Origin of the sequence: Streptomyces sp. NPDC021356 (assembly GCF_040641015.1) — a bacterium.
Lineage (GTDB): Bacteria > Actinomycetota > Actinomycetes > Streptomycetales > Streptomycetaceae > Streptomyces.
The window spans coordinates 122,879-147,517 of the sequence record NZ_JBFACU010000020.1; the positions used below are offsets into that span (position 1 = coordinate 122,879).

Below are 24,639 nucleotides of genomic sequence, written 5' to 3' on the forward strand. Positions count from 1 at the left end.
CGAGCGGGTCAATGTGCCTGGTCCCGGGCGCCGCTGCGCCGTGACGTGGCGCCGGTCAGGGTGCAGCCCTGATGGGAGAGGTCCAGCTTCGATCCCTCGGTGAGGCAGGCCGCGATCACGGAGACCTGCTGGCCGTAGCCACGTCCCCGTACGGAGGTCTCGACTCCGTCCGGGCCCACCTCGCAGGGGTTGTTGTCGGTGCACTGCTCGCCGGCTTCGTTGTGGGTGTTGTGGATCCCCACGACCGTTGCGCCGTCGGGGCCCAGCAGTGCCGAACCGGAGGTTCCGGCCCACGGGGCGCAGCCTTCGCTCGTGGCGTAGCGGATCGAGTCGTCCTGCTGGTAGCCACCCTCCCGCAGGTGCGTGACCACGGCCTCCGCGGTGCAGTCGAGGCGGCCGCCGGTGTAGGCCAGGGTCAGCGCATCACCCGCGCGCACGGGAGTGGAGGTGAGGCGGAAGACTTTCGCGCCCTCGGCCTTCAACTGCGCGTAGGTCTTGTCCAGGCGGTAGAGGGCGATGTCGGTGCCGGTCATCGTCGCGTACAGCAGCCGCTTCGCGCGGGCGGTGGTCCGGGGGTAGCCCTGCCGGTCGGCGATCGGTACCTCGCGGTCGGCCGGCCGGTCCTGCAGCGCGGTGCCGGGCGCGGGCCGCTGTCCTTCCACACAGTGACCGTTGGTCAGCAACAGTGCGGGGTCCCGCGGCCGGGAAGCCGGGGCGCTGACGACGGAACCCACGCAGTTGCCCAGATCCACGGCGCCTTCCACGTTCGGGATCCGATCGTCGGGGGGCACGTCGGTGCCGGTGATGATGCCGTTGATCCAGTCGGCGTGCCGGGTGACATCCGTGTAGAGCGTCCTGCCGCTCTCGTCGGGGCCGCTGACCACCCCGGCCACCGCCCACCGGCCGCGCTCGCGGACCAGCGCGGGCCCACCGGAGTCCATGTTCGACGCGGCGACGCTGCCGTCGGCACTGCCGACGCACAACTCGCCGAAGGCGTGCGACGGACACATCGAGTCCGGCTGCACCACGGTGTCCGCCTGCCGCAGCCGTGTCGGGAAGCACGCCGGATCGGCGTAGTCGTCGCAGGTCATGCCCCAGCCCAGGATGCGGACGGGCGTGTTGTCGGCCGGCGTGGCCGAGGCGATCCGGACGGGCTTGGCGCGGACCGGTGTCCGCAGGTGCAGCAACGCCATGTCCCGGCCCCAGAACCCTCCCTCGTCGTTGTTGGTCGCCAGCCGGTAGTAATGGTCGACCTCGGCGACCTCGCCGCCGGAGGTGGTGTCCAGCGACCCGACCCGGACCTTCCACCCCCGTGGGACACCCGACTTCGCCCCGGTCGGGTTCCGGCCGGCGCAGTGGCCGGCGGTCAGAACCCACTGCGGCGCGAGGACCTCCACCCCGCAGCCGTGTCCGTCCGGGCGCGGCGGCGCGGGGTAGGACGGCTGGAACGAGCCCATGAACGAGTAGGCTCGGGCCGACTCGGTTCCCCCCACGACGGCCTGCGCCGACGGCGTGGCCGCCACGGTCGAGGTCGCGGCGATCACCGCCGTCGTCAGGACGGCAGCCGCCCTCGGACTGATCCGCTTGTGCACGTGTGACTCCCCTTTTGCCTTCGGCCTGTGACCGGCCGCCGTCGATCGCTCGATCGGTCTCGTGCGGGGGAACGGCTCCCGGCCGCCCCCTTCGCCTCTCGATCCTGGACTCGGCGGTCCTCCGAAGGGCCTCACCCGTGTATCAGGCGGGGCGCAGCAGCCAGGTCCACACGCCGTTCTGCGACTCGCTCGTGAACGCCAACGCCCGCCACCACGACGTCCTGGCCGCCCACCGAGAGTCAACGCCACGCGTGGCGAATCCTCAGCCGTCCGTACCCCATGGCCCCGGAGATCCGGATCCTCGGCCCGCCAGAGCGGGAGCGCCGCCTCGGCTTGTACCTCGGGTCCTTCCACCCGCTGTGCAGATCCTCGATGTCGACGATCGCGTCGCGAGGCACCGTGATCCTGGCCCTGCCGTAAGGAAGCTGCAGCTCGATGTCGACGACAGGGTGCTCGATGACCGCCCGCGACAGGTCCAGATTCACCTTCCCGTATGCGGACTCGACCTTGAGGATGCGCGGCACCCGCCATGCGCCGCGTCGCCGGATCCACCCGCCGGCGGTGGCGATCGTGGACGTGGTGGGAGGCTTTTCCACCGGGAGCGAGGCCATGGCCGACACTAGGTCGCCCTGCGTCGTAAGAGTGAGCACTCGGTGGAGGCGTTCGTCCATCTCCTGATGCGAGATATCTCCTTGGGCGTACGCCTCCTGCAAGCGGTTCACGGCCGCGTCACGGTCGTCTTCGCTGATCAGTGCAAACGGATCTTCCGGCAAGGACGTCACCGTTTCACTCTAGCGCCGCGTCAGCGGTGCGGACGTGGCCAATCCGTCGGGTGAGCGCTGTGCCGACGGCCGTCTTCGCGGTCCGCGCCGGGGCGGTCTTCAGCCACCGGCAGCGTCCGGGCCGGGACAGATGCGGGACGGTTCGCAGCCCCTCCATGCCCTGGCGGCGCTGGTGGTCGGCGATGAACCGGAACGACTCACCCAGGTCGGCGCCGCGGGCCCGGGGGCTCGGATCGGTGACCTCGCAGTCGTTGCTGTCGGCGGGGTACAGCAGAACGCCGTCCGCCGGGCGGCAGAGCGGCGGTGCGGGCGGGGAGGGTGTCGACGACGTGGTCGAGGCCGGCGTCCGGCACAGCCCGGTTCACCCGCCGATCCGTTCCGCGGTCGGGGCACCGACGAGAACTCTCACCGAAACTCCTCACAGTCGGGTGTGTCGAAGAGCTGTCGGAGGAGTCAACTGCCGGGAAGGGCACCGGGGTTCGCAGGCCGGCACGCGAGCCCCGGCGCCTCAGGATCGACGACTGATCAGGCCCAGCACCCGTTCACCGTCGCGGCGAGGCCGTCCATGGCGTCCTTGATGGCCGCTGGGGCGGCCGTGGAGTTGTTCTCGATGAACGAGAAGATCCGCCACTCACCGTCCTCGGTCCTCGTCACACCGCTGAGCGCGACGGCACCGGTGAGCGTGCCGGTCTTGGCGTGCACCTTGCCGACGGCGCACTTGGAGTGCGCGTCGTCGAAGCGTCCCCACTCCGGGCCGAGGCTGGAGCCGGCCTCGCCGGCGATCGGCAGACCGTCCAGAATGGAGCTGAGGGCAGGGGCTTCCGTGATCCTGTCGAGGAGCTGCGCGAGGGTCGCAGCCGGGATGCGGTCGGCGCGGGAGAGACCGCTGCCGTCGTGCAACTCGAAGTTGTCGAGGGACACCCCGTACGAGCTCAGCACCTGGCGGACGAGCTCCACGCCACCCTCGAAGGTGGCCGGCTTCCCCGTCGTCACGGCGGCCATCCGCAGCAAGGTCTCGGCGATGTTGTTGTCGCTGGTCTTGAGCATCTGCTTGACGATGTCCGACAGCGGCGCGGAGGTGTGCTGCGCCACCGGTACGTCGGAGCGGCTCGCCGTCGCGCGGCCGACTTCGCCGTCGACGGTGATGCCGGCCGCGGTGAGCTGCTTGGCGAAGACCTTGCCGGCGTCGATGGAGGTGTCCTCCACGGCGGCACCGTCGACGACGAGCGAACGGACCGGCGTCACCTCCGTAGGGTAGTAGCCCTGGTTCCAGCCGTTGGCGAGGCTGGGTTCGGCGAACAGGCTGTCGTCGACACGGACCTTGACGTCGGTCCTGCCTGCCGCCTTCAGCCCGGCGACCGCGGCCTTCGTCATCTCGGCGAGGCCGGCACTGGTCAGAGTGCGGTCGCCGCCGCCGACGAGGGTGAGGGTGCCGTTGCCGTAGACGACCTTGGTGGTGAACCTGTGGTTCGGGCCCATCAGCGTCAAGGCGGTGGTCGCCGTGGCGAGCTTGGCGTTGGAGGCCGGCATGAGCGCGGTGGAACCGTTGTGGTCCCACAGGGTGGCGTCGGAGTCGCCGTCGAGGACGACGCCGCTGACGTCGGAGCCGAGACGCTTGTCGGCGATGCGCTCGTTGAGGCTCTTGACGAGCTGCGCGTCGTCGGCGTCGAGGGTGCCGGTCCGGCCGGCGGTGACGCCCTGGGCCGTTGAGTCAGCGCCGGTGCTCCCGTCGGCGGCGAAGGCCGAGGTGCCGGCCAGCGTGGCGGAAGCCACGGGTACGGCCATCGCGAGGACGAGGGAGCGGCGCGCGCCTATGCGGCTCACTCTCGCTTTGCGGTGCCGGCGGTTGCCGCCCGGGACGAAGGAGTTCGTGGGGGTTTCGTCTGGCGTACCAGTCATAAAACGAATCCAAGGATCGATTGCATGGTTCTGTGGGTGGTTCTGTGGGTCGAACGGCGCGCACGTTACCAGCCGTCATATGCGCTTCTCAGGTACGGGGACAACGGTTGTGAGCAAGTTGCGACGGCATGTGTCCGACACGAAACGAAGCTGATCGTCTTGTGTGTGGAAATCGAAGGGGGCCGCAGCCGGGCAGCGGCCGGTGAACCGACGGCGTCGATCGCCTTGAGCCGCAAACCCGGCCGTACGCCCGTGCGACCCTCGGCGGGGCCTCTGCGGAGGAAGTCGTAGTCGGGGTGGTTCCCGAGCCGTTCCGTCTCGGCTGTTCCGACCAATACGCCGGGGACCAGGGCTCGTCTGCGCTCGGTGGGAAGGCGAAGACGATCACCTGCTCGCCCCTGGAAACCCGAAAGGGGCCCGGCTGGTGCCGGGCCCCTTTCCTTCGTAGCGGGGACAGGATTTGAACCTGCGACCTCTGGGTTATGAGCCCAGCGAGCTACCGAGCTGCTCCACCCCGCGTCGGTAGGACCAGTCTACACAGTCCACAGGCCGGCGATGGACGTCAGCCCCGGACGAGGGCGTGGAAGGTGCCTCGGGGTGGCACACGATCGGATAGCGTGCGCGGCTATGGGTGAGCTGATAGTGATCCGGCACGGCCAGACGGAGTGGAGCCTGTCGGGCCGGCATGCCGGCCGGACCGACGTGCGGCTGACCGACGCGGGTGAGGCGGCGGCCAGGGCTCTGGCACCGAGGCTGGCACGCCGCCGTCTGGTCGCCGTGCTCAGCAGCCCGCTGCACCGTGCCATGCGGACAGCCGAGTTGGCCGGCTTGACCGGCGTCAAACCGGATCCCGACCTGTCGGAGTGGGATTACGGCGGCTACGAAGGCCTGACCGCCGACCAGATCCGGGAGTCGAGGCCGGGCTGGGACCTGTGGCGGGACGGCGTCATTCCCGGCGACGCCGATCATCCCGGCGAGCAGCTCCCGCAGGTGGCCGCGCGCACGGACGCCGTGCTGGACCGCATTCGTCCGCTGCTGAGCGAGGGCGATGTCGCCGTCGTCGCGCACGGCCATCTCGCCCGCGTGCTCACCGTACGCTGGCTCGGACTCGACGCGTCCGCGAGCCGACTGCTCGGACACCCGCATCCCGGCACCCTCAGTTTCCTGGCCGCCGAGGACGGGCAACCGTTCATCTCCGCCTGGAACGTCCCCTAGCGCGAGCCCGCTGCGTCACCGCTGACGCGAGAGGCAAGGGACTTCGCCGGGCTCAGCCCCAGGTCTTGCCGGCCGGTTCCTTGATGGTGCGGTTGATCCGGTTGAAGAAGTCGGTCAGCGCGATCTCCAGGTTGATCGCGCCGATCTGTTCCTCGGTGAAGTGGGCGTCGGCCTCTTCCCAGATCTCGTCGGTGACACCCGGCGCACCGTCCTGCAGCCGGGTGGCGGCCTCGGTCAGGGCCAGTGCCGCACGTTCCGCGTCGGTGTAGAACGGCGCCTCACGCCACGCCGCCACGTTGTGCAACCGCTCGTCGGTGTCACCGGCCTTCTTCGCCCCGGCGACACCGGCGTAGACGCACGCCGAGCAGTTGTTGATCTGGCTGGCGCGCAGGTGCACCGGAGCGAGCAGCTTCGGGGCGACTCCCCCGGCGGCGATCGCCTTCTGGAGATGCTGGACCGCGCTCCGCACACCGGGGTTGTTCGTGTTCTTGTTCTTCAGCCGGTTTTCCATGGGGGTGCTCTCCTTCATCGGGTTACGTTTCGGTGCCTGTGCGCGTCATCCCTATGACGGAGCAGCTTCCACGGAGGTGACGACATGGCCGGCACCCATCCCGCAGACCCGATCGCCGACGCCTTCGAGTCCCACCGTGACCGGCTCCGCGCCGTCACCCACCGCATGCTCGGATCACATGCCGATGCGGAAGACGTGGTCCAAGAGGCGTGGCTGCGTCTGTCCCGCCAGGACACCGACACCATCGACAACCTCGGCGGCTGGCTGACCACCGTGGTCGGCCGCATCAGCCTCGATGTCCTGCGGTCGGGCCGGACGCGCCCGGAAGTCTCCTTCGACGACCGGCTGCCCGAATTCACCGTGACGCTCGACGACGCTCCCGCTCCGGAAGACCTCGCGGCGATCGGGGACTTTGTCGGCCTCGCGCTCCCCACAGTTCTCGACTCACTGCGCCCCGACGAACGACTGGCGTTCGTGCTGCACGACGTGTTCGCCGTACCCTTCGCGGAGATCGGCACGCCGACGGCCACATCACTGAGATCACCGCCGTGGTCGACCCGGCCGAACTCGCGCTCATGGACCTGCCGGAACCGGTGTGACTGTCTACCGGCGAAGACCGCGCATACTCGAAGTGGTCCACACCGGATGCCGCGTTCTCATGTATTCAGACTGACGGTAATAATTCGATTTCAATTCCAATGTCGGCTGAATTTCCGCCGAGATCGGCTCAATGAGTGGCTTTCCTCGGCCGGGGCCAGCGTGCCGCGGCAACATGTCCGAATCGCCCCTGTATCTCTTGGCCGTTGCGTGAGGCGATGGAAGGCTGGAGACGATGATCGAGCGAAGGAAATTCCTCGCGGCCGGCACCATGGGGGCAGCGGCCATGTTTTCACCAGGTGTTCTGGGAGCGCGAGCCGGTGCGACGACTGCTCACCCGCCGACAGGGTGCACGGACACCCCGGCGCTGAATACTCCTCCGTTGAAGAAGTACGTCGACCCGCTGCCGAGGCCGGCAGCAGCCATCCCGGATCCTTCCGTCTATCCGGGCGCCGACTACTACGAGATCACCATGCGGCAGGAGTCGTGGCGCTTCCACCGGGATCTCGCGCCGTCCCCTGTGTGGGGTTACTGGGCCACGAACCCGCACGCTCCTCACAAACCGATCGGCATGGGCTATCTCGGGCCGACCATCAACACGATGCGTGACCACCCGACGGTCGTCAAGTGGCGCAACGAGCTGCCGACCACCCACATGTTCCAGTCCGTGATCGACAAGATCCGGGAGGGAGACCCCCAGCTCTCCCCGATCGCCCCGCCTCCCTACAAGAGCGTCCCGCCCATCCCTGCGAACATCAACGTGTGGAACGTCGTACACCAGCACGGCGGTTACACGGCACCACAGTCCGACGGCATGCCACTGCAGTCGTACAGCCCGGACGGTTTTCACGCCGAGTCCTACACCACCCTGGACCCGGACCGGGTCGAAGCCAACGAAGCGATCTACGGCTACACCAATCACGACCATTCGTGCATGCTCTGGTATCACGATCACGGCATGGGGATGACCAGCCTCAACGTCTACGCGGGCCTTGCCGGTCTCTACTTCGTTCGTGACCACGCCGACGAGTGGCTCGGGCTGCCGCAAGGCGAATTCGAGGTCCCTCTCGTCCTTCAGGACCGGACCTTCCACCGGGACGGCTCGCTCGCCTACACCATGGACCAGCGGGAAGGCGAGGACACCCCGGTCGTCAACGGAAAGGCGTACCCTTTCCTGGCCGTCGAGCCGCGACGCTACCGGCTGCGCATTCTCAACGCTTCGAACGAGCGCTTCTGGCGGCTGAGGTTCGACGTTCCCAGAGACGTACTCCCCGAGCCCCAACTGCCGTTCTGGCTCATCGGCACAGACGGCGGCTTCCGCACTCCGCTGCAAATGCTCGATTTCCTGATCAGCCCCGCCGAGCGGTACGACCTGATCGTCGACTTCAGTCGGATGCCCATGGGTACGAACGTCACGTTGACGAACTTCCCAGGGACGCAGGTCCACTTCCCCGGAATCACCGGCTGCGGACCGGAGATCGCGGAGATCATGCAGTTCCAGGTCACCAAGCCGCTGTCCGGAGGCAGGGACCGTACGACGCCGCCCAAGAAACTCAGACTGCCCGCGGTCGCACCCATCGAGCCGGAACCGCACACCCGTCGGCGGGAATGGGTCGTGTACCAGCACAAGCTCTTCAGTACCATGACGTTCAACGCGGTGCCGTTCATGGAACCGTCCCAGGACTTCATCGAGGAGGGCTCGTCCGAGATCTGGGAGTACATCAATCCCAACCATGACGCCCACCCGATGCATGTCCACCTCGTCAACTTCCAGGTGCTGAACAGGCAACCGATCGACGCGGCCCGCTACCAGGCTGATTACGACAAGTGGGTCTACGGCAGCCGCAAACCGGAGGACCGACCGGTGCTGGCGCGATACTTCACCGGCCCGCCCGTTCCGCCGGAGCCGGACGAAGCACTGTCCTACAAGGACACGGTCAAGGCCCACGCGAAGATGGTGACCAGGATCATCATTCAGGAGTTCGTCCCGCCGACGGAGACGATCGCGTCGATTCCGGACAGCGGCGCGGAGTTGCCGGCGACGTACATCCACCACTGCCACCTCCTCGAACACGAAGACGACGACCTCATGCGTCCGTGGACGATCGTCGGCCGCGGCGATCACGACGGCCACGACGGCCACGACGATGAAGACCACGGTCACCGCGGCGGCCACGGCCGCTGACGCGATCGATCGACCCGCGTGTGCGGGTCGGCGCCCCAGGACCCCGGACGCCCTCGCCTGTCCGCGGCGCCCTTCGGGGAACGCCGGCCCGCAGGCCGGTCGCTCCGCCGGTCCGGACAGCGGGAGGCTCGGGAGCCCACTCGCGTCAGGCGAGTCGGCCGCCGATCCGCCAGAAGCACAGACCGGCGAGCAGCAGGGCCAGGACGGCGAAGAGCGCGTCGCCAGCCGGTGATGTGGCGGACGGCGGTGAGGTGGTCCGGGTCCCGGCCAGGACCCGGGGTGTTCCCATTCCCTGCGCGATGTGCGGGGAACCGGCCGGGGCCGACAGCGTGGGTTCGCAGGTGCTCGGGCGCGTTGCGGACGGAACCCGCACGTCGAACGGTTTCGGTGGGCGGTCAGGAGACGAGGGCTTCCCAGGTGTTCGGGCCGACGATGCCGTCGGCGGCCAGGCCCTTGCCCTTCTGGAAGGCGACCACCGCACTCCGCGTCGCCGGACCGAAGTCGCCGTCCACGGTGACGGGGTGGCCGTGCGCGGCCAGTGCGTCCTGGACGGCTTTCACGGCCGGTCCGCTGTCGCCCTCCTCCACGGTTGTGATGAGCGCCTGCCAGGTGCTGGGACCGACGATGCCGTCGGCTGTCAGGCCCTTGCCCTTCTGGAAGGCGACCACCGCGCTCCGCGTCGCCGGGCCGAAGTCGCCGTCCGCCGTGAGAGTGGAGCCGTGGGCGTCGAGCAGGTACTGGATGGCTGTGGTGCTGTGGCCGGTCGCGCCCTGTGAGACGACGGGCCAGCCGCTGCCCGGGGGCGGCGGGGGCGGGGTGTAGGGGCCGTGGGCGAAGGTCTTGAGGTCCGCGGTGGTGCCGTTGAAGACGTCCTGGTCGCCGGGGAAGGTGCCGCTGTCGGCGTTCTGCCAGATCGTGTAGGTGCTCCAGCCGCCTGGCAGCGGGGTGGGCGAACCGCCGTAGCCGGCGATCCACAGGGGGTCGAGCCGGCCGGGCACGGCGGAGTCGCCGGTGCAGGTCGACCACCAGTCCCGCGTGGAGTAGACGATCGGGTAGCGGCCGGTCCTGGTGTGGTACTCGGTGCTGAAGGCGGTGATCCAGGAGACCATCGCGCTCTGGCTGAGGCCGTAGCAGGTGGCTCCGTAGGGGTTGTACTCGATGTCGAGCGCGCCGGGGAGGGTCTTGCCGTCGTCGGACCAGCCGCCGCCGTGGGCGACGAAGTAGTCGGCCTGGGCGCTGCCGCCGGCGGTGTCGGGCAGGGCGAAGTGGTAGGCGCCGCGGACCAGGCCCGCCGCCGCGGACCCGGTGTACTGCTGGGTGAACCGGCTGCTGGTGTAGTTCACGCCCTCTGTCGCCTTGACGTAGGCGAAGGACGCGCCTTTCGATGCCACCGACGGCCAGTCGATGTTCGCTTGGAACGCGCTGACGTCGAGGCCTTTCAGCGTTCCGGCGACCTGGGGAGCAGCCGCGGAGGCGGAGTCGTGAACGGCCCCGGCCGGCATGCGGGCGGTGAGCCCCGATCCCATGTGGTCGGCGTCCTCGTGCCAGGGGCGGACCGCCGCCGGGCCCGCTGCCGCGCGGGCCGCGTCGTGCGGCAGACCGGCCGATGCGGCCAGCACGGTGAGGCCGAGTGTGACGGCGGTGGCCAGGCTTCTGTTCATCGGTGGTGCTCCGTTCTCGAAGGTCGGTGCGGGGCCGGCCGGCGCCGCCAGGCACCCGTGTACGCGTGATCGCGGCACCGGCCGGAAGGCGAGCGCCCCTGCCGGTGACCGGCAGGGGCGCAGGGCGGTACGGCTAGGGCCGGACCAGCCCGTAGAAGACGGAGCTCGACAGCGGGTAGCTCTTGTCGTAGACGCCGATCTGGCTGGAGTTGGCCGGGTTGGAGGTGTTGCCCGAGATCACGTAGACGGTCGATCCGCTGACGTGGTCGACGATCCCGATGTGGTACCGGTTGGTGGCGGTGCCGAAGATGATCATGTCGCCGGGGAGCGCCGCGTGCAGTTGGCTGGTGCCGTACCAGCGGCCGTGGCTGACCGCCCAGTCGTACACGTCGGGCACGTACGTCATGAACGGGATGCTCTGCCCGGCGTCGCGCCACACCCAGGTTGCGAAGGCGGCGCACCAGTCCGCACAGATGCTGTACGGCTTGCCGGGGACGCAGTTGCCGGAGTCGGCCCGCACGCCGAGCTGGCTCTTGGCCACGCTGACGATCTTGCTGCGCTGCGCGTCGGTGGTGTGGCAGCCCGCGACGAGCCGGGTGATGCCCATCGACTTCATGGTGGCCGGTCCGGCGATGCCGTCCGCGGTGAGCTGGTGAGCGCTCTGGTAGTTCTTGACGGCGGTCGTGGTACCGCTTCCGTAGTCGCCGTCCGGGCTGACCCCGGCCTTGCTCTGGACCTCCTTGACGACGGTTTCCAGTTCGCCGAGCGTCCGGGTGCCGATGATCCCGTCGACGCTCAGGCACCGGTCGGACTGGAAGGACTCCGCCGCTGCCTCGGTCTGCGGTCCGCTGACGCCGTCGACGGTGCCGGCGTCGTACGCCAGCCCGTTCAGGTCGGCCTGCCCCAGCTTGACATCGGCCGAGTCCGCCGACGCCGCGGTGGGCCCGGCCAGCACCGCGCCGGAGACGAGTACGGCCGCGAGAGCGCCGAGTACGGCCCTTCTCCTGCGAAGTGGTGCGGCATGCTTCACATCGCTGCTCATGGTCGCGAGTCCTTCTCCTTCGTGTGGTCACCACCGCGTGAATGCGGCAGTGGCTCGTTTGTAAAGGAAAGGCGTTGTCCGCTGTCGGTCCCTGGACGCCGGACAACAGGCTCCGCACAATGAGGACTTCGCGTGGACGAACGGGAGGCGACGGTGCCCCGCAGCGAGCGGCCGTTGGACGACGAAGACAGCGAGCTGGTCAGGTTCGCGGCAGACTTGCGGAAGCTCAGGGACAAGGCCGGCGCCCCGCCCTACCGCAAGCTCGCCCGCGCCGCGCACTACTCCTCGACCACCCTCGCCGACGCCGCCTCCGGCCGGAAGCTGCCGAGCCTGCCGGTCACCCTCGCCTACGTCCGCGCGTGCGGCGGCGACACGGCGGAGTGGGAGCAGCGCTGGAACAGCCTCTCGGCCGAGCTGGCCCGGGCAGACACGGTCCTGGACGCGGACGAGGGGAACGACGACTGCCCCTACGCGGGGCTCAGCCCCTTCGAAGAGAGTGACGCCGCACGGTTCTTCGGACGCGAACGGCTCACCGACGACCTGGAGACCCGCGTCCGCGGCAACAGGTTCGTGGCGGTGTTCGGCGCCTCGGGATCCGGGAAGTCGTCCCTCCTGCGGGCCGGCCTGATCCCGCGGGTGTCCGGCAGGCCGGCGCCGTGGACTGCGATCGTCCTGACCCCGGGCCCGCACCCCTTCGAGGAGTGCGCGGCACGACTCGCCGCCCTCACCGGCTCCTCCGCCGTCACCCTCCACGACGACTTGCGGTCCGGCCCGCGGGCCCTGCATCTGTCCTTGCTCCAGTTCCTCGCGCAGCAGTCGCCGGAAGCCGAACTTCTGCTGGTGGTAGACCAGTTCGAGGAGCTGTTCACCCTCTGCGCCGACGCGGACGAACGGTCCGCCTTCATCGCCGCACTGCTCTGCGCGGCAGGCGCGGCCAACAGCCGGACACGCGTCGTTCTCGGCGTGCGGGCGGACTTCTATGCCGCCTGCTCGCAGCACCCCGACCTCGTGGACGCGATCCAGGACTCACAACTGCTCGTCGGTCCGATGACCACCGAGGAGCTGCGCCGGGCCATCACCCAGCCCGCAGTCCACACGGAGTGCACCGTCGAGGGGCCCCTGCTCGCCCGGGTGGTGGCCGAGGCCACCGGGCAGGCCGGCGCCCTCCCCCTGGTCTCCCACGCGATGCGCGAAACCTGGCGCCGTCGCCGCGGCAACACCCTGACCGTGAGCGGATACGAATCGGCCGGCGGCATCGCACATGCCTTGGCCAACACCGCCGAGACCGTCTACAGCAGCCTCACCGAGCCGCAGCAACGCCTGGCGCGCGGCATCTTCCTGCGGCTGGTGTCCCTCAACGACGGCACCGCAGACTCCAAGCGCCGGGTGGCCAGGGACGAACTCGACCCCAGCGCCGACACCGTCCTGGACGCACTGGCCCAGGCCAGGCTCATCACCCTCGACACCGACAGCGTGGACATCACCCACGAGGCACTGCTCCAGGCGTGGCCTCGGCTCAGCGGCTGGATCAGCGAGGACCGGGCGGGCCTGCTCGTCCAGCAGCAACTCACCGACGCGGCCCTGGCCTGGGACCGCGAACAGCGTGACACGAGCGCGCTGTACCGGGGGTCCCGGCTTGCCGCCGCCCAGCAATGGGCCCAAGCACACCTGGCCGACGGGCGGTTGAGCAGGCGGGCGCAGGACTTCCTGGCGGCCTCCGCCCGGCACCAGGACCGGGGCCTGCGCCGGCGCCGCGCCGCGGTCGTCGCGCTCTCGCTGCTGACCGTACTCGCCGTGGCCGCCGCGGGGATCGCACTCCAGCAGCGGTCGACCGCCAGGTCCGAGCGCGACAGCGCCGTCTCGGGCGAAGTACAGGCCCAGGCCGAGCAGTTACGCGGCACCGATCAGTCGCTCGCCGCCCGGCTGGACGTCGCCGGCTACCGGATCCACCCCACCAGACGCCTCGCGACCGACCTGCTGGGCACCGGGAGCGCACCACTGTCGACCCCCCTGACCGGGCACACGGCGAGCGTCTACGCAGTCGCCTTCAGCCCACGGGGCCACGTGATGGCCACCGCCGGCAAGGACGACACCATCAGGCTGTGGAACGTCCCCGACCCTGATCACCCGGCACCACTGGGCGACCCGGTCCGTGCCCGCGCCGGCGGCGTCATGTGGCTGTCCTTCAGCCCGGACGGCCGCACCCTGGCCGCCGCCGGCCGCGACCACACCGTGCGGCTGTGGAACCTCACCGACCCGAAGCACCCGACGGCACGGCCCGCGCTCCGCGGACACACGGGCATCGTCTTCTCGGTGTCCTTCAGCCCGGACGGCCGCACCCTGGCCAGCGCGGGCGACGACGGCACCGTACGGCAGTGGAACATCGCGGACCCCGCCCACCCGGCCGAGCTCGGCAAGCCCCTGCGCCGCCAGAAGGGCGCCATCGCCTCGGCCGCCTACAGCCCCGACGGCCGCACCCTGGCCAGCGCCGGCCACGACCACACCGTCCAGCTGTGGAACGTCACCGACCCCGCGAATCCGTCACCCTGGGGACACCCGCTGCGCGGCCACACGGACACCGTCTACGCGGTCGCCTTCAGCAGGGACAGCCGGATCATGGCGAGCGTCGGGAACGACTTCACCGTGCGCCTGTGGAACGTGGCCGACCCGGCGAACCCCGTCGCTCTGAGCACGATTCCTGACGCCGCGACCAACACGATCTACGCCGTGGCCTTCAGCCCCGACGGGAAGGTCCTGGCCACCGCGGGCGCCGACCAGACAGTCCGGCTGTGGAACGTCACCGGCCCCTCGGCCCCCGTCGCCCTGTGCCCGCCCCTCACCGGCCACACCGGATACGTGTGGTGGCTCGCCTTCAGCCCCGACGGCCACTCGCTGGCCAGCGTCAGCGCCGACACCACCGTACGGCTGTGGGACCTGCCCCGGACCGTGCTGCCCACCCCCAGTTATGAGAACACCGTCGCCTTCAGCCCCGATGGCCGCGTGCTGGCCGCCGGTGCCACCGATGGGGCGATCCGGCTGTGGAACACCGCCGACCCCAGCCGGCCGGCGCCCCTGGGCGACCCGCTGCTCGGCAATGCCAAAGCCGTGAACATGCTCACCTTCAGCCGCGACGGCCGCCTCCTGGCCAGCGCCGGTCGCGACGGCACGCTACGTCTGTGGGACGTCACCGACCCCGCCCACGCGCCGGAGCTGGGCGAGCGGGCCGCCGGTCCGGGCCGCGCCGCCGTCAGCACGGCCGTCTTCAGCCCGAACGGCCGCGTCCTGGCCAGCGCCGGACACGACCACATGGTGCGGCTGTGGGACGTCACCGACCCCGCCGGGCTCCGGGAGATCGGCACCCCGATCACCGCACACACGGATACCGTACGAGCGCTGGCCTTCAGCCCGGACGGCCACACCCTGGCAAGCGCGGGAGCCGACGACACCACCCGCCTGTGGAACATCACCGACCCCGCCCACCCCGAGCAGTGGTGCCCGCCGCTGGCCGCGCACACCGGCGGAGTGGGGGCGGCGGCCTTCAGCCCCGACGGCAACACCCTCGCCACCGCCAACGACGACCACACCGTGCGGCTGTGGAACGTGCGCGACCCCCGCCGTCCCGCCGCCCTGGCCACGCCACTGACCGGACACACCAGCTTCGTGCTGTCCGTGGCGTTCAGCCACGACGGCCGGACGCTCGTCAGCAGCGGAGACGACGGCACCGTCCGGTTGTGGGACGTCGCCGACCCCACCGCGCCGACGGCCTCGGGCGGCCCCGTGGCCGGCCACACCGGACCCGTCGACCAGGCGGTCCTGAGCCCGGACGGCCGCACCCTCGCCAGCGCGGGCGACGACCACACCGTCCAGCTCCACTCCTTGGCAACCGCGGGCGCCATCCACCGGATCTGTGCCACCACGACCGGCGCCCTCACGCGCCAGGCGTGGAGCCACTACGTCTCCGCGATGCCGTACCAGGATGTCTGCGGCTGATCCGGGACGGCACCGGGGCCGGGCCGGCTCAGCGGGAAGGCACTTCGGCCGCCGCCCTTTCGAGGGCACGGTCGCGCATCTCCACGAGGTGGTCGAGCTCGCGGGAGTACCGGGCCCCGACGTGTTCCTCGGCCTGCTGCTGGGCGGTCCGGAAAACGGTACGCAGCCCGGCCTGTTGCTGGCAGGCGGCGTCCTGGACGGCCGTCCCGATCTCGTACCGCGCTGCCGCGCGCACGCCGGCTGCCGTGCGGCCGGCGGACTGCACGTGCTGGGTGACGGCCGCCTCGGCGTCATCGGGTGAGGCGATTCCGGGGCGTGAGGCTCGCGCCATGCAGCGAGACCACTCCCGCAGGGCCGCACGGACGGCGTGGTCCGCGTCGGTGCGCTCGATGACCTGGTTGCTCAACTCCTGGAACAGGTAGTAGACGTCATCCCAGTCGGCACCGAACACCTCGCGCCGGGAGAGGGCGACGCATCCGTCGACGGCGACGGTCACCTCGTCGCCGCCGGGCAGCTTGAGCACTCGTCGGCCCCGGCGCGTTCCCACCAGCGCGTCGTTCCACGCCTGTGTCGTGTGCGGGTTCCCGGCACCCCCCAAGGGCTCCTTCCCGGGGGCCTCACCTCCTGGGGTCGCGGGTGGCCGCTCCGACACGAGGCGCGAGGTGATGCCGTAGCCGTCCGTGCCGGCCGCTTCCTTGCTGAGCAGTCCGTAAGGGTTGTCCGGTTCCGCGTCCTGTGCGGGAGCGGCCCTAGCGGGCTGGTAGGTGAAGCCGCGCTGACGCATGCACCGCTGGACCGCGGCCTCCTGGGCAGCGTTCAGCAAGGCCTGCTCTTTCGCGTCGAAGTAGACGGCCGAGTCGAAGGGATAGAGGCGCTGACCGGCCTGGCCGGCCGTGTTGCCACAGCCGGCCAGCATCGATCCGGCGACCAGGAGGGCGCACCAGACCGCTGTGCGTTTCATGGCGGATCCTCAGCAGCCGTACCACTGGTTGGAGTACGCGTGGTGCCAGAGCGCCGACCCCGAGACGCTCTTCCAGCCGGTGCCGCGGTTCAGCGGGTACCGGGTGCCGTGGCGGTTGGTCTCGGAGAAGATGTAGACGTTGCAGGACTTCCCGTTGTTGTAGATCGACTCCGCGTGGGTCCAGCCGTAGAAACCGGTGAGGCTGTTGTTGTCCTCGTAGACGGGGTAGGCCTTGCCGGACCAGTTGGTGGCCGCGTAGGCGCAGGCGGCGCCACTCGGGCAGCTGTCCGCCACGGCTTCTCCGGATGCCGTGGCCAGGCCCGCGCCGGTGAGTGCCAGCAGCGCCGCGATCGCGAGTGTCCTCTTCACTGTGTGCCTTTCTGTCCTGTGCTCGGGGCCATGTCCCCGCCCTCGCCGAGTCGCTGTCCGTGACCCGGGGGGTGCGTCTTCATCACACCCGCTTCCGGTTGTCCGGTGTCGGTGCCGACGTGTCTGACAACGCGCTCCGGACAACGGCGAGGAGCAGGCGGCCGTGGCGGCTTCGGCCACCCGCACGCCGCGTCGGCGACGGCTCACGGATCACGAGGTGCTCAGGGCCTCCGTCGGCGCCAGGCGGGCGGCGCGTACGGACGGGTACACGCCCGCCAGGACGCCGATGGCCGTCGCTCCGCCCGTTCCCATGGCCACAGCGGTCACCGGGATCACCGGTGGCCAGCCCTGGTACGTCACGTAGGCGACCGTGGCCAGTGCGCCGATCGCCGTTCCCACCGCACCGCCGAACAGGGAGAGCACCACGGACTCCGTCATGAACTGGCCCCTTATCTGTCTGCGGTTGGCTCCCAGTGCCCGCCGGAGACCGATCTCGCTGCGCCGCTCCAGGACGGAGATGTACATGGTGTTGGCGACCCCGATGCCACCGACCAGCAGGGCCACTCCCGACAGCCCCAGGAAGAGGGCCGAGAACGTGCTGTTGGCCATACGTTTGGCCGCCAGGGCGTCGGACGGACGGCTGACCTGCACCAGCCCGGGCAGCTGCGGGTCGAGGGTGGCGGGCAGGACGTCGGCCACGGCCTCCATGGCGTCCTCGTCGGCCCGTACGTAGACGACCGTGGGGTGTCCGTCGAAGGCGAGTTCCCGTTCCGCCGCCCGCCAGCCCACCAGGACGGAGCGGTCGAGGTCCTCGGCGAGCGGCATCGGTTCGAGGACGCCGATGACCGTGAACCACGTCCGGTCGATGATGACCTGCGGGCCCTCCTGTCCCGGGACGATGCCGGGAATGCCGAGCCGGGCGGCGGCCTGGTGGCCGAGTACGACGGTGGGCAGCCGGTCGGTGGAGGGGCTGAGGAAACGGCCGGAGGCCACTTCGCCGTTCACCGCGGGCAGCAGGTCGTCCTGACTGGCGAGCACGGTGAGCCCGAGTCCGTCGTCGGGGTCGGTCCGGTCGGAGCGCCGGACGATCGCGTGCGTGTTGGCGACGGCACTCGTGCGGCTCACCGGGCCGATCCTGGCGGCCATTCCCGCCGCCTCCGGCGGCAGCAGCACCGGGGGATTCTGGTTGGGCTGCGGCTGGGCTCTGAGCAGGTTCGTGCCCAGCGCGGCCAGTTGCTCGTCGAGGGCGGCCCGGCTCGACGCCGGGATCCCCGTGACCAGGACGAGCGTGAGGATGCCGATCGAGATACCGAGTGCGGACAGAGCGGCCCTCATCCGGCGGATACGGATGCCGAGGAGTCCGAGCAGCAGCACGTCCGCCGGCGCCAGCCGTACGGGGCGGGCCGGGTCGCGGCGCCTGGCGCCCGCGTCCACGCGGCGGTCGCTTCCGGGAGGAGCCGTACGGCGGGTCACGCGCCGCCCCCGGCCGCCGGTGCCTCGTCGTGCGTGTCGGTGACGACGTGCCCGTCCCGCATCTCGATCCGGCGGGGCAGGCGTGCCGCGATGTCCCGATCGTGCGTGATGACGGCGATGGTGGTGCCCTCGCTGTTCAGCTGGGTGAGGAGGTGGAGCACGGACTGTCCGTTCGCGGTGTCGAGGGCACCGGTCGGCTCGTCGGCGAGGACCACCGCGGGCTCGTTGACCAAGGCCCGGGCGATGGCCACCCGCTGGCGTTCGCCGCCGGAGAGCTGGTGCGGCAGATGGCGGGTGCGGTGGGCGAGACCGACACGGCCGAGGGCGGCCACGGCCATCGGCCGTCGCCGGCGGCGTGGCACGCCCGCGTAGAGCAGTCCCGTGGCGACGTTCTCCTCGGCCGTGAGGCCGTCCGTGAGGTGGAAGTGCTGGAAGACGAACCCCAGCCGGCGTCCGCGCAGGGCGGACAGTTCCCGGTCGGACAGCCGTGCCGCGTTCCGGCCGCCGATCCGGACGGTGCCGCTGGTCGGCATGGAGAGGGTGCCCATGATGTTCAGCAAGGTGGATTTGCCGGAGCCGGAGCGGCCGACGATCGCCAGCAACTCGCCCGACCGGATGGTCAGGGACACGTTGTCGAGGGCGGTGACGCCTCCCGCGTAGACCTTGCGGACGTTCTGGACGGCGAGGACGGCGGCGCCCGGGTCGCCGGGCGGGTTCGGCGGGGTGCGCCACCGTGCCTGCGCGGTGGTCGGCATCCTGGGCGGATCGTGCGGTGTTTCCGGTGGGCCGGGGCGCCGTCCGGTCATGACGCCGTCACCACCACGTCGCCCTCCTCGACGCCGGCACCGCTGACCTCCACGAGCCCCTTGGCGAACAATCCGGTCTCAGCCCTGACCAGCTTCCCGCCGGGGCGCTGCAACGCGTAACCGCCCTCGCTCAACGCGAGGAGCGCGCCCACCGGGACCACGAGCACGCCCTTCCTGGTCTCGCCCGTGAAGACGACCTGTACGGACGCCGCGTCGATCTCGGCGACGTCGGCGCTGTGCGTGGGCCGCACTTTCACCTGGAGCGTGGGGGGCGTTTCGACACCGCCGCCCGCGTCGCTGTCGGGGCCGCCCTGCACCATGGTGCTGACCGACGAGACCTGGCCGGGGACGTCCTTGTCGTCGGGCAGGGTGATGGTGACCTTGTCGCCCTTGTGGATGGAGTGGGCGCTGTTCACGTCGGCCTTCACCGTGACCGTCTTCTCCTGCGAGGTGAGGGTGAGGACGTTTTCGGCGGCCTGGTCACCGAGCTGCGCCGTGACGGCGTCGACGCGCGAGGGCCCGGGCAGAACCAGGGTCCGGTCCGGGTCAAGCGTTCCGGTCGCCTTCCGGCCGGTGTCGTGCTGCCAGCGCTTGAGCGCTGCGAGTACTCCGGTGGTCAGTTCGGTGCCGACGCCACCCGCGCCGGTGCCCGTTCCGTTGTTCGCCCCGCTGCCCGTTCCGCCGCCCGCGGGGACCTCCGGGACCTGCCGGGGCCGGGGACCGATGTCGTAGCCGAGGGCCCGCAGGTTCTCGACCAGGACGGTCACGTCCCGTCCGGTCGTGCCCGCCTTGTCCAGCGGGCGGAAGAACGGGGTGTCGCCGAAGAACACCGTGACCGGCTCGTCGTCGATCCAGTACAAGGGCTTGCCCCGGGACGCGGCGTAGCCGGAGGCGGGGAGTCTGCTGATCACGCCCTTCCCGGGGCCCTTGACCGTGACCTGGCCGCCGAAGCCGAGCACACCGGGGAGGGTCCGGGAGTCGCTCAGGTCCGCTCGCTTCACCTCGGTGGTCCGGGTGGAGGGAGCGGCTGCGGGGCCGGGCCGCTGCCGCTTGCCGTGGTCCGAGAGCGCCGTCGCCCCGTAGACGCCGCCCGCGGCGACCGCGAGCACGGCCGCGACCGCGCTCATCCTGCGCAGAGCCCGTCGCGGGCGCTTGCGGGACGGCCGCCCGCTCGTCGGCGAACCGTCGCTCGCGGGCGCACCACGTTCCGCCGTCCAGCCGCTACTTGCCACCGAACGCCTCCAGCGAACAGGCACGGTCGGCCTCGGTGGCCTTGGACTCGGGAAGGCTGCCCGTGGTGTCGTCGTCGTAGGTCCAGCCCAGACCGTCCGGGTACACGCTGGTGTCGGGGATCAGGTGGATCTTCATGCCCCGGTGCTGGAGGCACTTGACGTAGGCGCGGTAGTCGTCCGCGTAGTGCGCGTTGCTCTCGGGGCTGGTCTCGGGAGGCCGGCGCGGCAGCTTGACCAGGCAGGCGTCGTAAGCGGCCTGGTACTTGGAGGAGTCCTTCTCGCTCACTTCGGGCGCTGCCTGCTTGGCGCCGGCCGCGGCCGCCCGCTCGGTGTTCATCGGCACGCCGTGCGCCTGGAGGCACGCGTTGTAGGCGTCCGTGAGGCGCTGATCCTCCTCCAGTGAGGTGTCCAGCCTCAGTTGAGGGCGTTCGGCTTCCACGGCCGAGTCGTGCGGGCCGCCCTTCGGCGCCTTCTTCGCGTCCGTCGGCGCGCCCGACTGCAAGGTGTCGACACCCCTGCCCGAACCTCTCCCGGAGCCGTCACCGCCGCCGCACGCGGTCAGCGTCATTCCGGCGGCGACAGCCAGGCCGAGGACGGCAAGGAAACGGGACGAGTACGTGGACGAGCGCAGGGACGACCGCGTGGACGACCGCGTGGACGACTGCAGGGCTGAGTGCTTGTGCTGCATGCCGGACAGCGTGCGCAAGGAATGTCAGGCAAACGTCAGGGACTGACAGTGGTCCGGTGTTCCTGCCGGGGAAGGGCGTCTGGACGAACAGAACACCGCTGTTCCCGTTCCTAGACTGACGCCATGTGCGCAGAAGTAGTGATAGCCGAGGACGATGCCGACCAGGCCGAGCTGATCCGCAGGTACCTGGAGCACGAGGGGCACGTGGTGGCCCTCGTGCACGACGGCCGATCCGCTCTCGACCTGCTGCGCAGCAGACGCCCCGACCTGCTGGTCCTCGATGTGATGATGCCGCGGATCGACGGGCTCGACGTGTGCCGCATCCTGCGGGCGGAACCCCGTCTCGCAGACCTTCCCGTGCTCATGCTGACAGCCAGGTCGTCCGAGGACGATCTCCTGCTCGGCCTGGATCTGGGCGCGGACGACTACATGACCAAGCCGTTCAGTCCGCGCGAACTCATGGCGCGCATACGGTCCCTGCTCCGGCGCGGCGACCGGGGCGCGGACAGCGTGGCCGGCCGGGGGGCGGCCCCCTCTTCCTCCGTACTGCGGGCCGGCCCGGTGACGGTAGACCGCGCCCGGCACGAGGTGTGGGCGTACGGACGCACGATCCGCTGTACGCCGGGGGAGTTCCGCCTCCTCGACGTGCTCGCCGAGCACCCCGGGCAGGTCCTGTCACGAGCCCAGATCCTCGAACGTCTGCACGGCTCCGATCCGTTCATCACCCCGAGGACGGTCGACGTCCACGTCATGAACCTGCGCCGAAAGATCAAGGACGCCCTGACGGGCCGACAGCCCGCTGTGGCACAGCACCTTTCGCCCCTGGTGACCGTGTACGGGGTGGGGTACAAGCTCGTGGACGACCAGCAGGTTCTCCCTCATGCGTAGGGCCCGGTCCACGGCCGCCGCCTCCACCACCCCCACCGCTCCCGCCGCTCCTGCCGCTCCTGCCGCTGCCGCCGCTCCCGCCGCTCCCGCCGCTCCCGCCGTCTCGACCGCGCCTGTGCGGCGCAGTCTGCTGCTGCGTCTGCTGGCGGTCTCGGCCCTCGTCTCGGTGTGCTCGATCACCGCCACCGCATGGGTGGTGGTGCAGAGCACCGCCGTCGCGCTCAGCCGTGAGCGGGGCCAGGCGCTGGCCGACGACGCCCGCGTCTACGACACCCTCCTCGGTTATGCCGCGACTCATCCGGCCTGGAACGGCGTGCGGCCCTCCGTGGACCGGCTCGCCGAGTCGACCGGCCACCGCATCGTCCTCCTCGGCAAGGACGGCCGTCCCCTCGCGGACTCGGCCGCCGAGCGGGACCACCCGTTCCAGCCGCCGCAGAAGGCGACCGCGGTCGTCGACCCGCTGGCCGTCGACCCGGAACTGAGCAAGAACAAGGACGGGAACACGGGCGACGGCTCCGGCAACGACGCCGGCACCGGCACCGGGCTGATCGACTCGCGGGCCGTGGGCCCCTTCAAGCTGTCCGGGGAAGACAGCAAGAAGCTGGAGGCCATCGCCACCCGGGTGGTCGCCTGCCTGCGCGACCTCGGCGGCGTCCAGGCACATGTGCGCACGATGCCCAGCGGACGTCCCAGAGTGGTGGTGCCCAGTCCCGGCGGGGCGCCCATCCTCGGCGACCAGCGCTGCCCCACGACGGCGCTCACCGAGCCGACACCGTCGGAGGCCGAAGCCCTGGGCGCGTTGACCACACTCGTCAACACATGTCTGGCCGGACGGCAGGCGGGCGCGGTGACGCTGGCCGTCGACGGCAGCTGGGAGGCGCGGACCCGCGACGCGCCCCCGGCCTCGACCGTCACCTCGTGCCTGACGACGAGCCGCAGTCAGCAGCTGGCGCCGTACGTGGCCCCCGCCGCGTTCATGTACATCAGCGGCCCCGGACGCACGGCGACGACCTTCTTCGACCTCTCTGCCGCCAACAGGCTCCGTATCGCCGGCTGGGCCTCGGCCGTGCTGGTGCTGACGGTCGCCGTGACCACTCTGGCCGGCATCCGCCTGGTGAAGCCACTGAGGACGCTGACCGCAGCGGCGATGCGGATGGAGGCCGGCGAGCTGTCCACACGCGTGCCGGTCCGGGGGGACGACGAGATCGGAAGGCTCTCGGCCGCCTTCAACGCGATGTCGCTGCGCCGCGAACGGCTGGAATCCGTACGACGGAACATGACCAGCGACATCGCTCATGAACTGCGTACGCCGGTGAGCAACATCCGGGGCTGGCTGGAGGCCGTGGAGGACGGCCTCGCCCGTCCCGATGCCGAGTTGGTGGCGTCCCTGCTGGGGCAGGCCCTCCAGCTCCAGCACATCATCGACGACCTGCGGGACCTCTCGGCGGCAGAGGCCGACGAACTCCGTCTGGCGCCCGAGTCCGTCCAGGTCACCGGACTCCTGTCGGCCACCGCCACGGCCAACCAGGCCACGGCCGCCGCAGCAGGTGTCACCCTCCGCGCCGTGGCGAGCGAACCGGTCCAGGTCATGGCAGACCCGGTACGGATACGGCAGATGGTCGGCAACCTCGTGTCGAACGCGATCCGCCACACGCCCGCCGGGGGCTCCGTCACGCTGAGCGCCCGCGTCGAGGCCGGCCTCGGCGCGGTCGACGGCTCCGGGGCCGCCACCGTCGTGATCGACGTGACGGACAGCGGCACCGGAATCCCGGCCGGCGACTTGCCGCATGTCTTCGACCGGTTCTGGCGCGCGGACAAGTCCCGCAACCGGCGAAGCGGCGGCAGCGGCCTGGGGCTGGCGATCGTCCGCCGCCTGGCCGAGGCGCACCAGGGAACCGTCACCGCGACCAGCACGCCGGGCGCGGGCTCGACCTTCACCCTCCGCCTGCCGCAGCGTGGGCCCGCCACCGGGGCGAACCCGCCGATGGGACAGGCCGGTACGACATGACTGCGGGCATACCTCCGCGCGGCAGGGCGCGGGCGCCCGGCCGGCGCCCGGTGGGGTGGCGAGTCGCGGAGGTGCAGGAACTTCGACGAGCACGTGCGCGTCTCCAGACACATGAACAGCATCATGCCGCCCACGCTCCCCGATTCGCCCCGTGCCGCAGTGCTGTGGACGGCGGATCTGCTGGTCTCACTCGCCGGGCAGGACGGCGCACGGACGGGTCCGGAAACGGAACACGCGGACATCGCCCAGGTGTTGGCCGCCACCGATCTCGCCTTCAGGGATCAGTCGTGCGAGCACGGATGGCATCCCTGCGAGGACACCTTCGGCGACCTCTCCGATGCCCTGGCAGAGGGTGACACCGCGGGTCTCGACGGTGCCGAGGAGGATCACCTGGCCGCCAAGTGTGAGGAGATCACGCGACTGCTGCCGCTGCTCGCCGCGCACGGGTACGCGGCCGACACCGTCGACGGCTGGGACGCGTCGGCCGGGGCGGCCGAGGTGTGGCTCTGCCCGCGCACCGCGGCCGGATTCGCCCGCGCCGCCGCCGAGCTGGCCGCCGGCCGACGGAACGCCGGCTGGCCGAGACTCGCCGAGTCCGACCTCGAGCGGATGGGCGATCTGCAGTCCATCGCCTGGGACTATCCCAAGGGCTTGCAGATCATTAACACGTTGTCTTGATCATGCTGCTGGGGTCGCCACTCAGGGCTTGAACCCGAGCCTGGAGGGCTGTGAGGGCGGCG

At 70.6% G+C, this 24,639-nt stretch carries 19 protein-coding genes, 1 tRNA gene and 1 pseudogene; 7 read left to right on the forward strand and 14 right to left on the reverse strand.

Going from position 1 to position 24,639, the window contains the following annotated elements; all coding sequences use genetic code 11:
• Positions 1-8 precede the first annotated feature (8 nt).
• The 4 genes from AB0G56_RS26170 to AB0G56_RS26185 all read right to left on the reverse strand — a co-directional run bounded on the left by AB0G56_RS26170 (position 9) and on the right by AB0G56_RS26185 (position 4,792).
• The gene (locus AB0G56_RS26170) at positions 9-1,592 is read right to left on the reverse strand and encodes a serine protease (protein WP_360973329.1); all 1,584 of its coding nucleotides are present in this window, start codon (positions 1,590-1,592) and stop codon (positions 9-11) included.
• 239 nt (positions 1,593-1,831) lie between these two features.
• Entirely contained in the window at positions 1,832-2,374 is a 543-nt protein-coding gene (locus AB0G56_RS26175) for a DUF1707 domain-containing protein (RefSeq protein WP_360973331.1), read from the reverse strand.
• A 525-nt stretch (positions 2,375-2,899) separates the two neighbouring features.
• Positions 2,900-4,273 carry a D-alanyl-D-alanine carboxypeptidase/D-alanyl-D-alanine-endopeptidase gene (gene dacB, locus AB0G56_RS26180; protein ID WP_360973333.1) on the reverse strand — a complete coding sequence of 458 codons (1,374 nt, stop codon included), beginning with the start codon at positions 4,271-4,273 and terminating at the stop codon, positions 2,900-2,902.
• Positions 4,274-4,718: 445 nt separating this feature from the next.
• Positions 4,719-4,792, reverse strand: a tRNA-Met gene (locus AB0G56_RS26185).
• A gap of 108 nt (positions 4,793-4,900) precedes the next feature.
• Here AB0G56_RS26185 and AB0G56_RS26190 point away from each other — a divergent pair.
• Positions 4,901-5,488, forward strand: coding sequence for a histidine phosphatase family protein (locus tag AB0G56_RS26190; RefSeq protein WP_360973335.1), 588 nt, complete (start codon positions 4,901-4,903; stop codon positions 5,486-5,488).
• A 52-nt stretch (positions 5,489-5,540) separates the two neighbouring features.
• Here AB0G56_RS26190 and AB0G56_RS26195 read toward each other — a convergent pair whose 3' ends face one another.
• Positions 5,541-5,999: a carboxymuconolactone decarboxylase family protein gene (locus AB0G56_RS26195; protein WP_360973337.1), complete on the reverse strand. Its 459-nt coding sequence runs from the start codon at positions 5,997-5,999 to the stop codon at positions 5,541-5,543.
• A gap of 84 nt (positions 6,000-6,083) precedes the next feature.
• Between AB0G56_RS26195 and AB0G56_RS26200 the strand changes: the two are divergent.
• Positions 6,084-6,515 (forward strand): annotated as a pseudogene (locus tag AB0G56_RS26200) (sigma-70 family RNA polymerase sigma factor); the annotation flags it as partial.
• A gap of 463 nt (positions 6,516-6,978) precedes the next feature.
• The gene (locus AB0G56_RS26205; RefSeq protein ID WP_360973339.1) at positions 6,979-8,781 is read left to right on the forward strand and encodes a multicopper oxidase domain-containing protein; all 1,803 of its coding nucleotides are present in this window, start codon (positions 6,979-6,981) and stop codon (positions 8,779-8,781) included.
• Positions 8,782-8,926: 145 nt separating this feature from the next.
• On the opposite strand, the gene AB0G56_RS26210 is transcribed toward AB0G56_RS26205, so the two are convergent.
• The 3 genes from AB0G56_RS26210 to AB0G56_RS26220 all read right to left on the reverse strand — a co-directional run bounded on the left by AB0G56_RS26210 (position 8,927) and on the right by AB0G56_RS26220 (position 11,484).
• A complete protein-coding gene (locus AB0G56_RS26210) occupies positions 8,927-9,070 on the reverse strand; it encodes a hypothetical protein (RefSeq protein WP_360973341.1) in 144 nt (47 codons plus the stop codon).
• A 106-nt stretch (positions 9,071-9,176) separates the two neighbouring features.
• Positions 9,177-10,442, reverse strand: a complete 1,266-nt coding sequence (locus AB0G56_RS26215; RefSeq protein WP_360973343.1) for a GH25 family lysozyme — start codon at positions 10,440-10,442, stop codon at positions 9,177-9,179.
• Positions 10,443-10,575: 133 nt separating this feature from the next.
• Positions 10,576-11,484, reverse strand: coding sequence for a peptidoglycan-binding protein (locus tag AB0G56_RS26220; RefSeq protein ID WP_360973345.1), 909 nt, complete (start codon positions 11,482-11,484; stop codon positions 10,576-10,578).
• A gap of 132 nt (positions 11,485-11,616) precedes the next feature.
• Between AB0G56_RS26220 and AB0G56_RS26225 the strand changes: the two genes are divergently transcribed.
• Positions 11,617-15,474 carry a hypothetical protein gene (locus AB0G56_RS26225; protein ID WP_360973347.1) on the forward strand — a complete coding sequence of 1,286 codons (3,858 nt, stop codon included), beginning with the start codon at positions 11,617-11,619 and terminating at the stop codon, positions 15,472-15,474.
• Positions 15,475-15,502: 28 nt separating this feature from the next.
• Here the strand turns inward: AB0G56_RS26225 and AB0G56_RS26230 are convergent, their stop codons facing one another.
• From AB0G56_RS26230 to AB0G56_RS26255, 6 genes are all read right to left on the reverse strand, one after another.
• Complete coding sequence (locus AB0G56_RS26230; protein WP_360973349.1) at positions 15,503-16,435, reverse strand: hypothetical protein; 933 nt, start codon at positions 16,433-16,435, stop codon at positions 15,503-15,505.
• 9 nt (positions 16,436-16,444) lie between these two features.
• The gene (locus AB0G56_RS26235) at positions 16,445-16,804 is read right to left on the reverse strand and encodes a peptidase inhibitor family I36 protein (RefSeq protein WP_360973351.1); all 360 of its coding nucleotides are present in this window, start codon (positions 16,802-16,804) and stop codon (positions 16,445-16,447) included.
• 210 nt (positions 16,805-17,014) lie between these two features.
• Positions 17,015-18,277: an ABC transporter permease gene (locus AB0G56_RS26240; RefSeq protein WP_360973353.1), complete on the reverse strand. Its 1,263-nt coding sequence runs from the start codon at positions 18,275-18,277 to the stop codon at positions 17,015-17,017.
• Positions 18,274-19,032, reverse strand: a complete 759-nt coding sequence (locus AB0G56_RS26245) for an ABC transporter ATP-binding protein (protein WP_360973355.1) — start codon at positions 19,030-19,032, stop codon at positions 18,274-18,276. Before AB0G56_RS26245 ends, AB0G56_RS26240 begins: the two co-directional genes overlap by 4 nt.
• A 47-nt stretch (positions 19,033-19,079) precedes the next feature.
• Positions 19,080-20,210 carry a hypothetical protein gene (locus tag AB0G56_RS26250; protein WP_360973357.1) on the reverse strand — a complete coding sequence of 377 codons (1,131 nt, stop codon included), beginning with the start codon at positions 20,208-20,210 and terminating at the stop codon, positions 19,080-19,082.
• Between the two features lie 94 nt (positions 20,211-20,304).
• Positions 20,305-21,003 carry a hypothetical protein gene (locus tag AB0G56_RS26255; protein ID WP_360973359.1) on the reverse strand — a complete coding sequence of 233 codons (699 nt, stop codon included), beginning with the start codon at positions 21,001-21,003 and terminating at the stop codon, positions 20,305-20,307.
• 123 nt (positions 21,004-21,126) lie between these two features.
• On the opposite strand from AB0G56_RS26255, the gene AB0G56_RS26260 reads away from it, so the two are divergent.
• The 3 genes from AB0G56_RS26260 to AB0G56_RS26270 all read left to right on the forward strand — a co-directional run bounded on the left by AB0G56_RS26260 (position 21,127) and on the right by AB0G56_RS26270 (position 24,577).
• Positions 21,127-21,891 (forward strand): response regulator transcription factor, encoded by a 765-nt coding sequence (locus AB0G56_RS26260; RefSeq protein WP_360973361.1) that lies wholly within the window; start codon positions 21,127-21,129, stop codon positions 21,889-21,891.
• Positions 21,884-23,899, forward strand: coding sequence for a HAMP domain-containing sensor histidine kinase (locus AB0G56_RS26265; RefSeq protein WP_360973363.1), 2,016 nt, complete (start codon positions 21,884-21,886; stop codon positions 23,897-23,899). Before AB0G56_RS26260 ends, AB0G56_RS26265 begins: the two co-directional genes overlap by 8 nt.
• A gap of 111 nt (positions 23,900-24,010) precedes the next feature.
• Complete coding sequence (locus AB0G56_RS26270) at positions 24,011-24,577, forward strand: hypothetical protein (protein WP_360973365.1); 567 nt, start codon at positions 24,011-24,013, stop codon at positions 24,575-24,577.
• Positions 24,578-24,639: the final 62 nt, after the last annotated feature.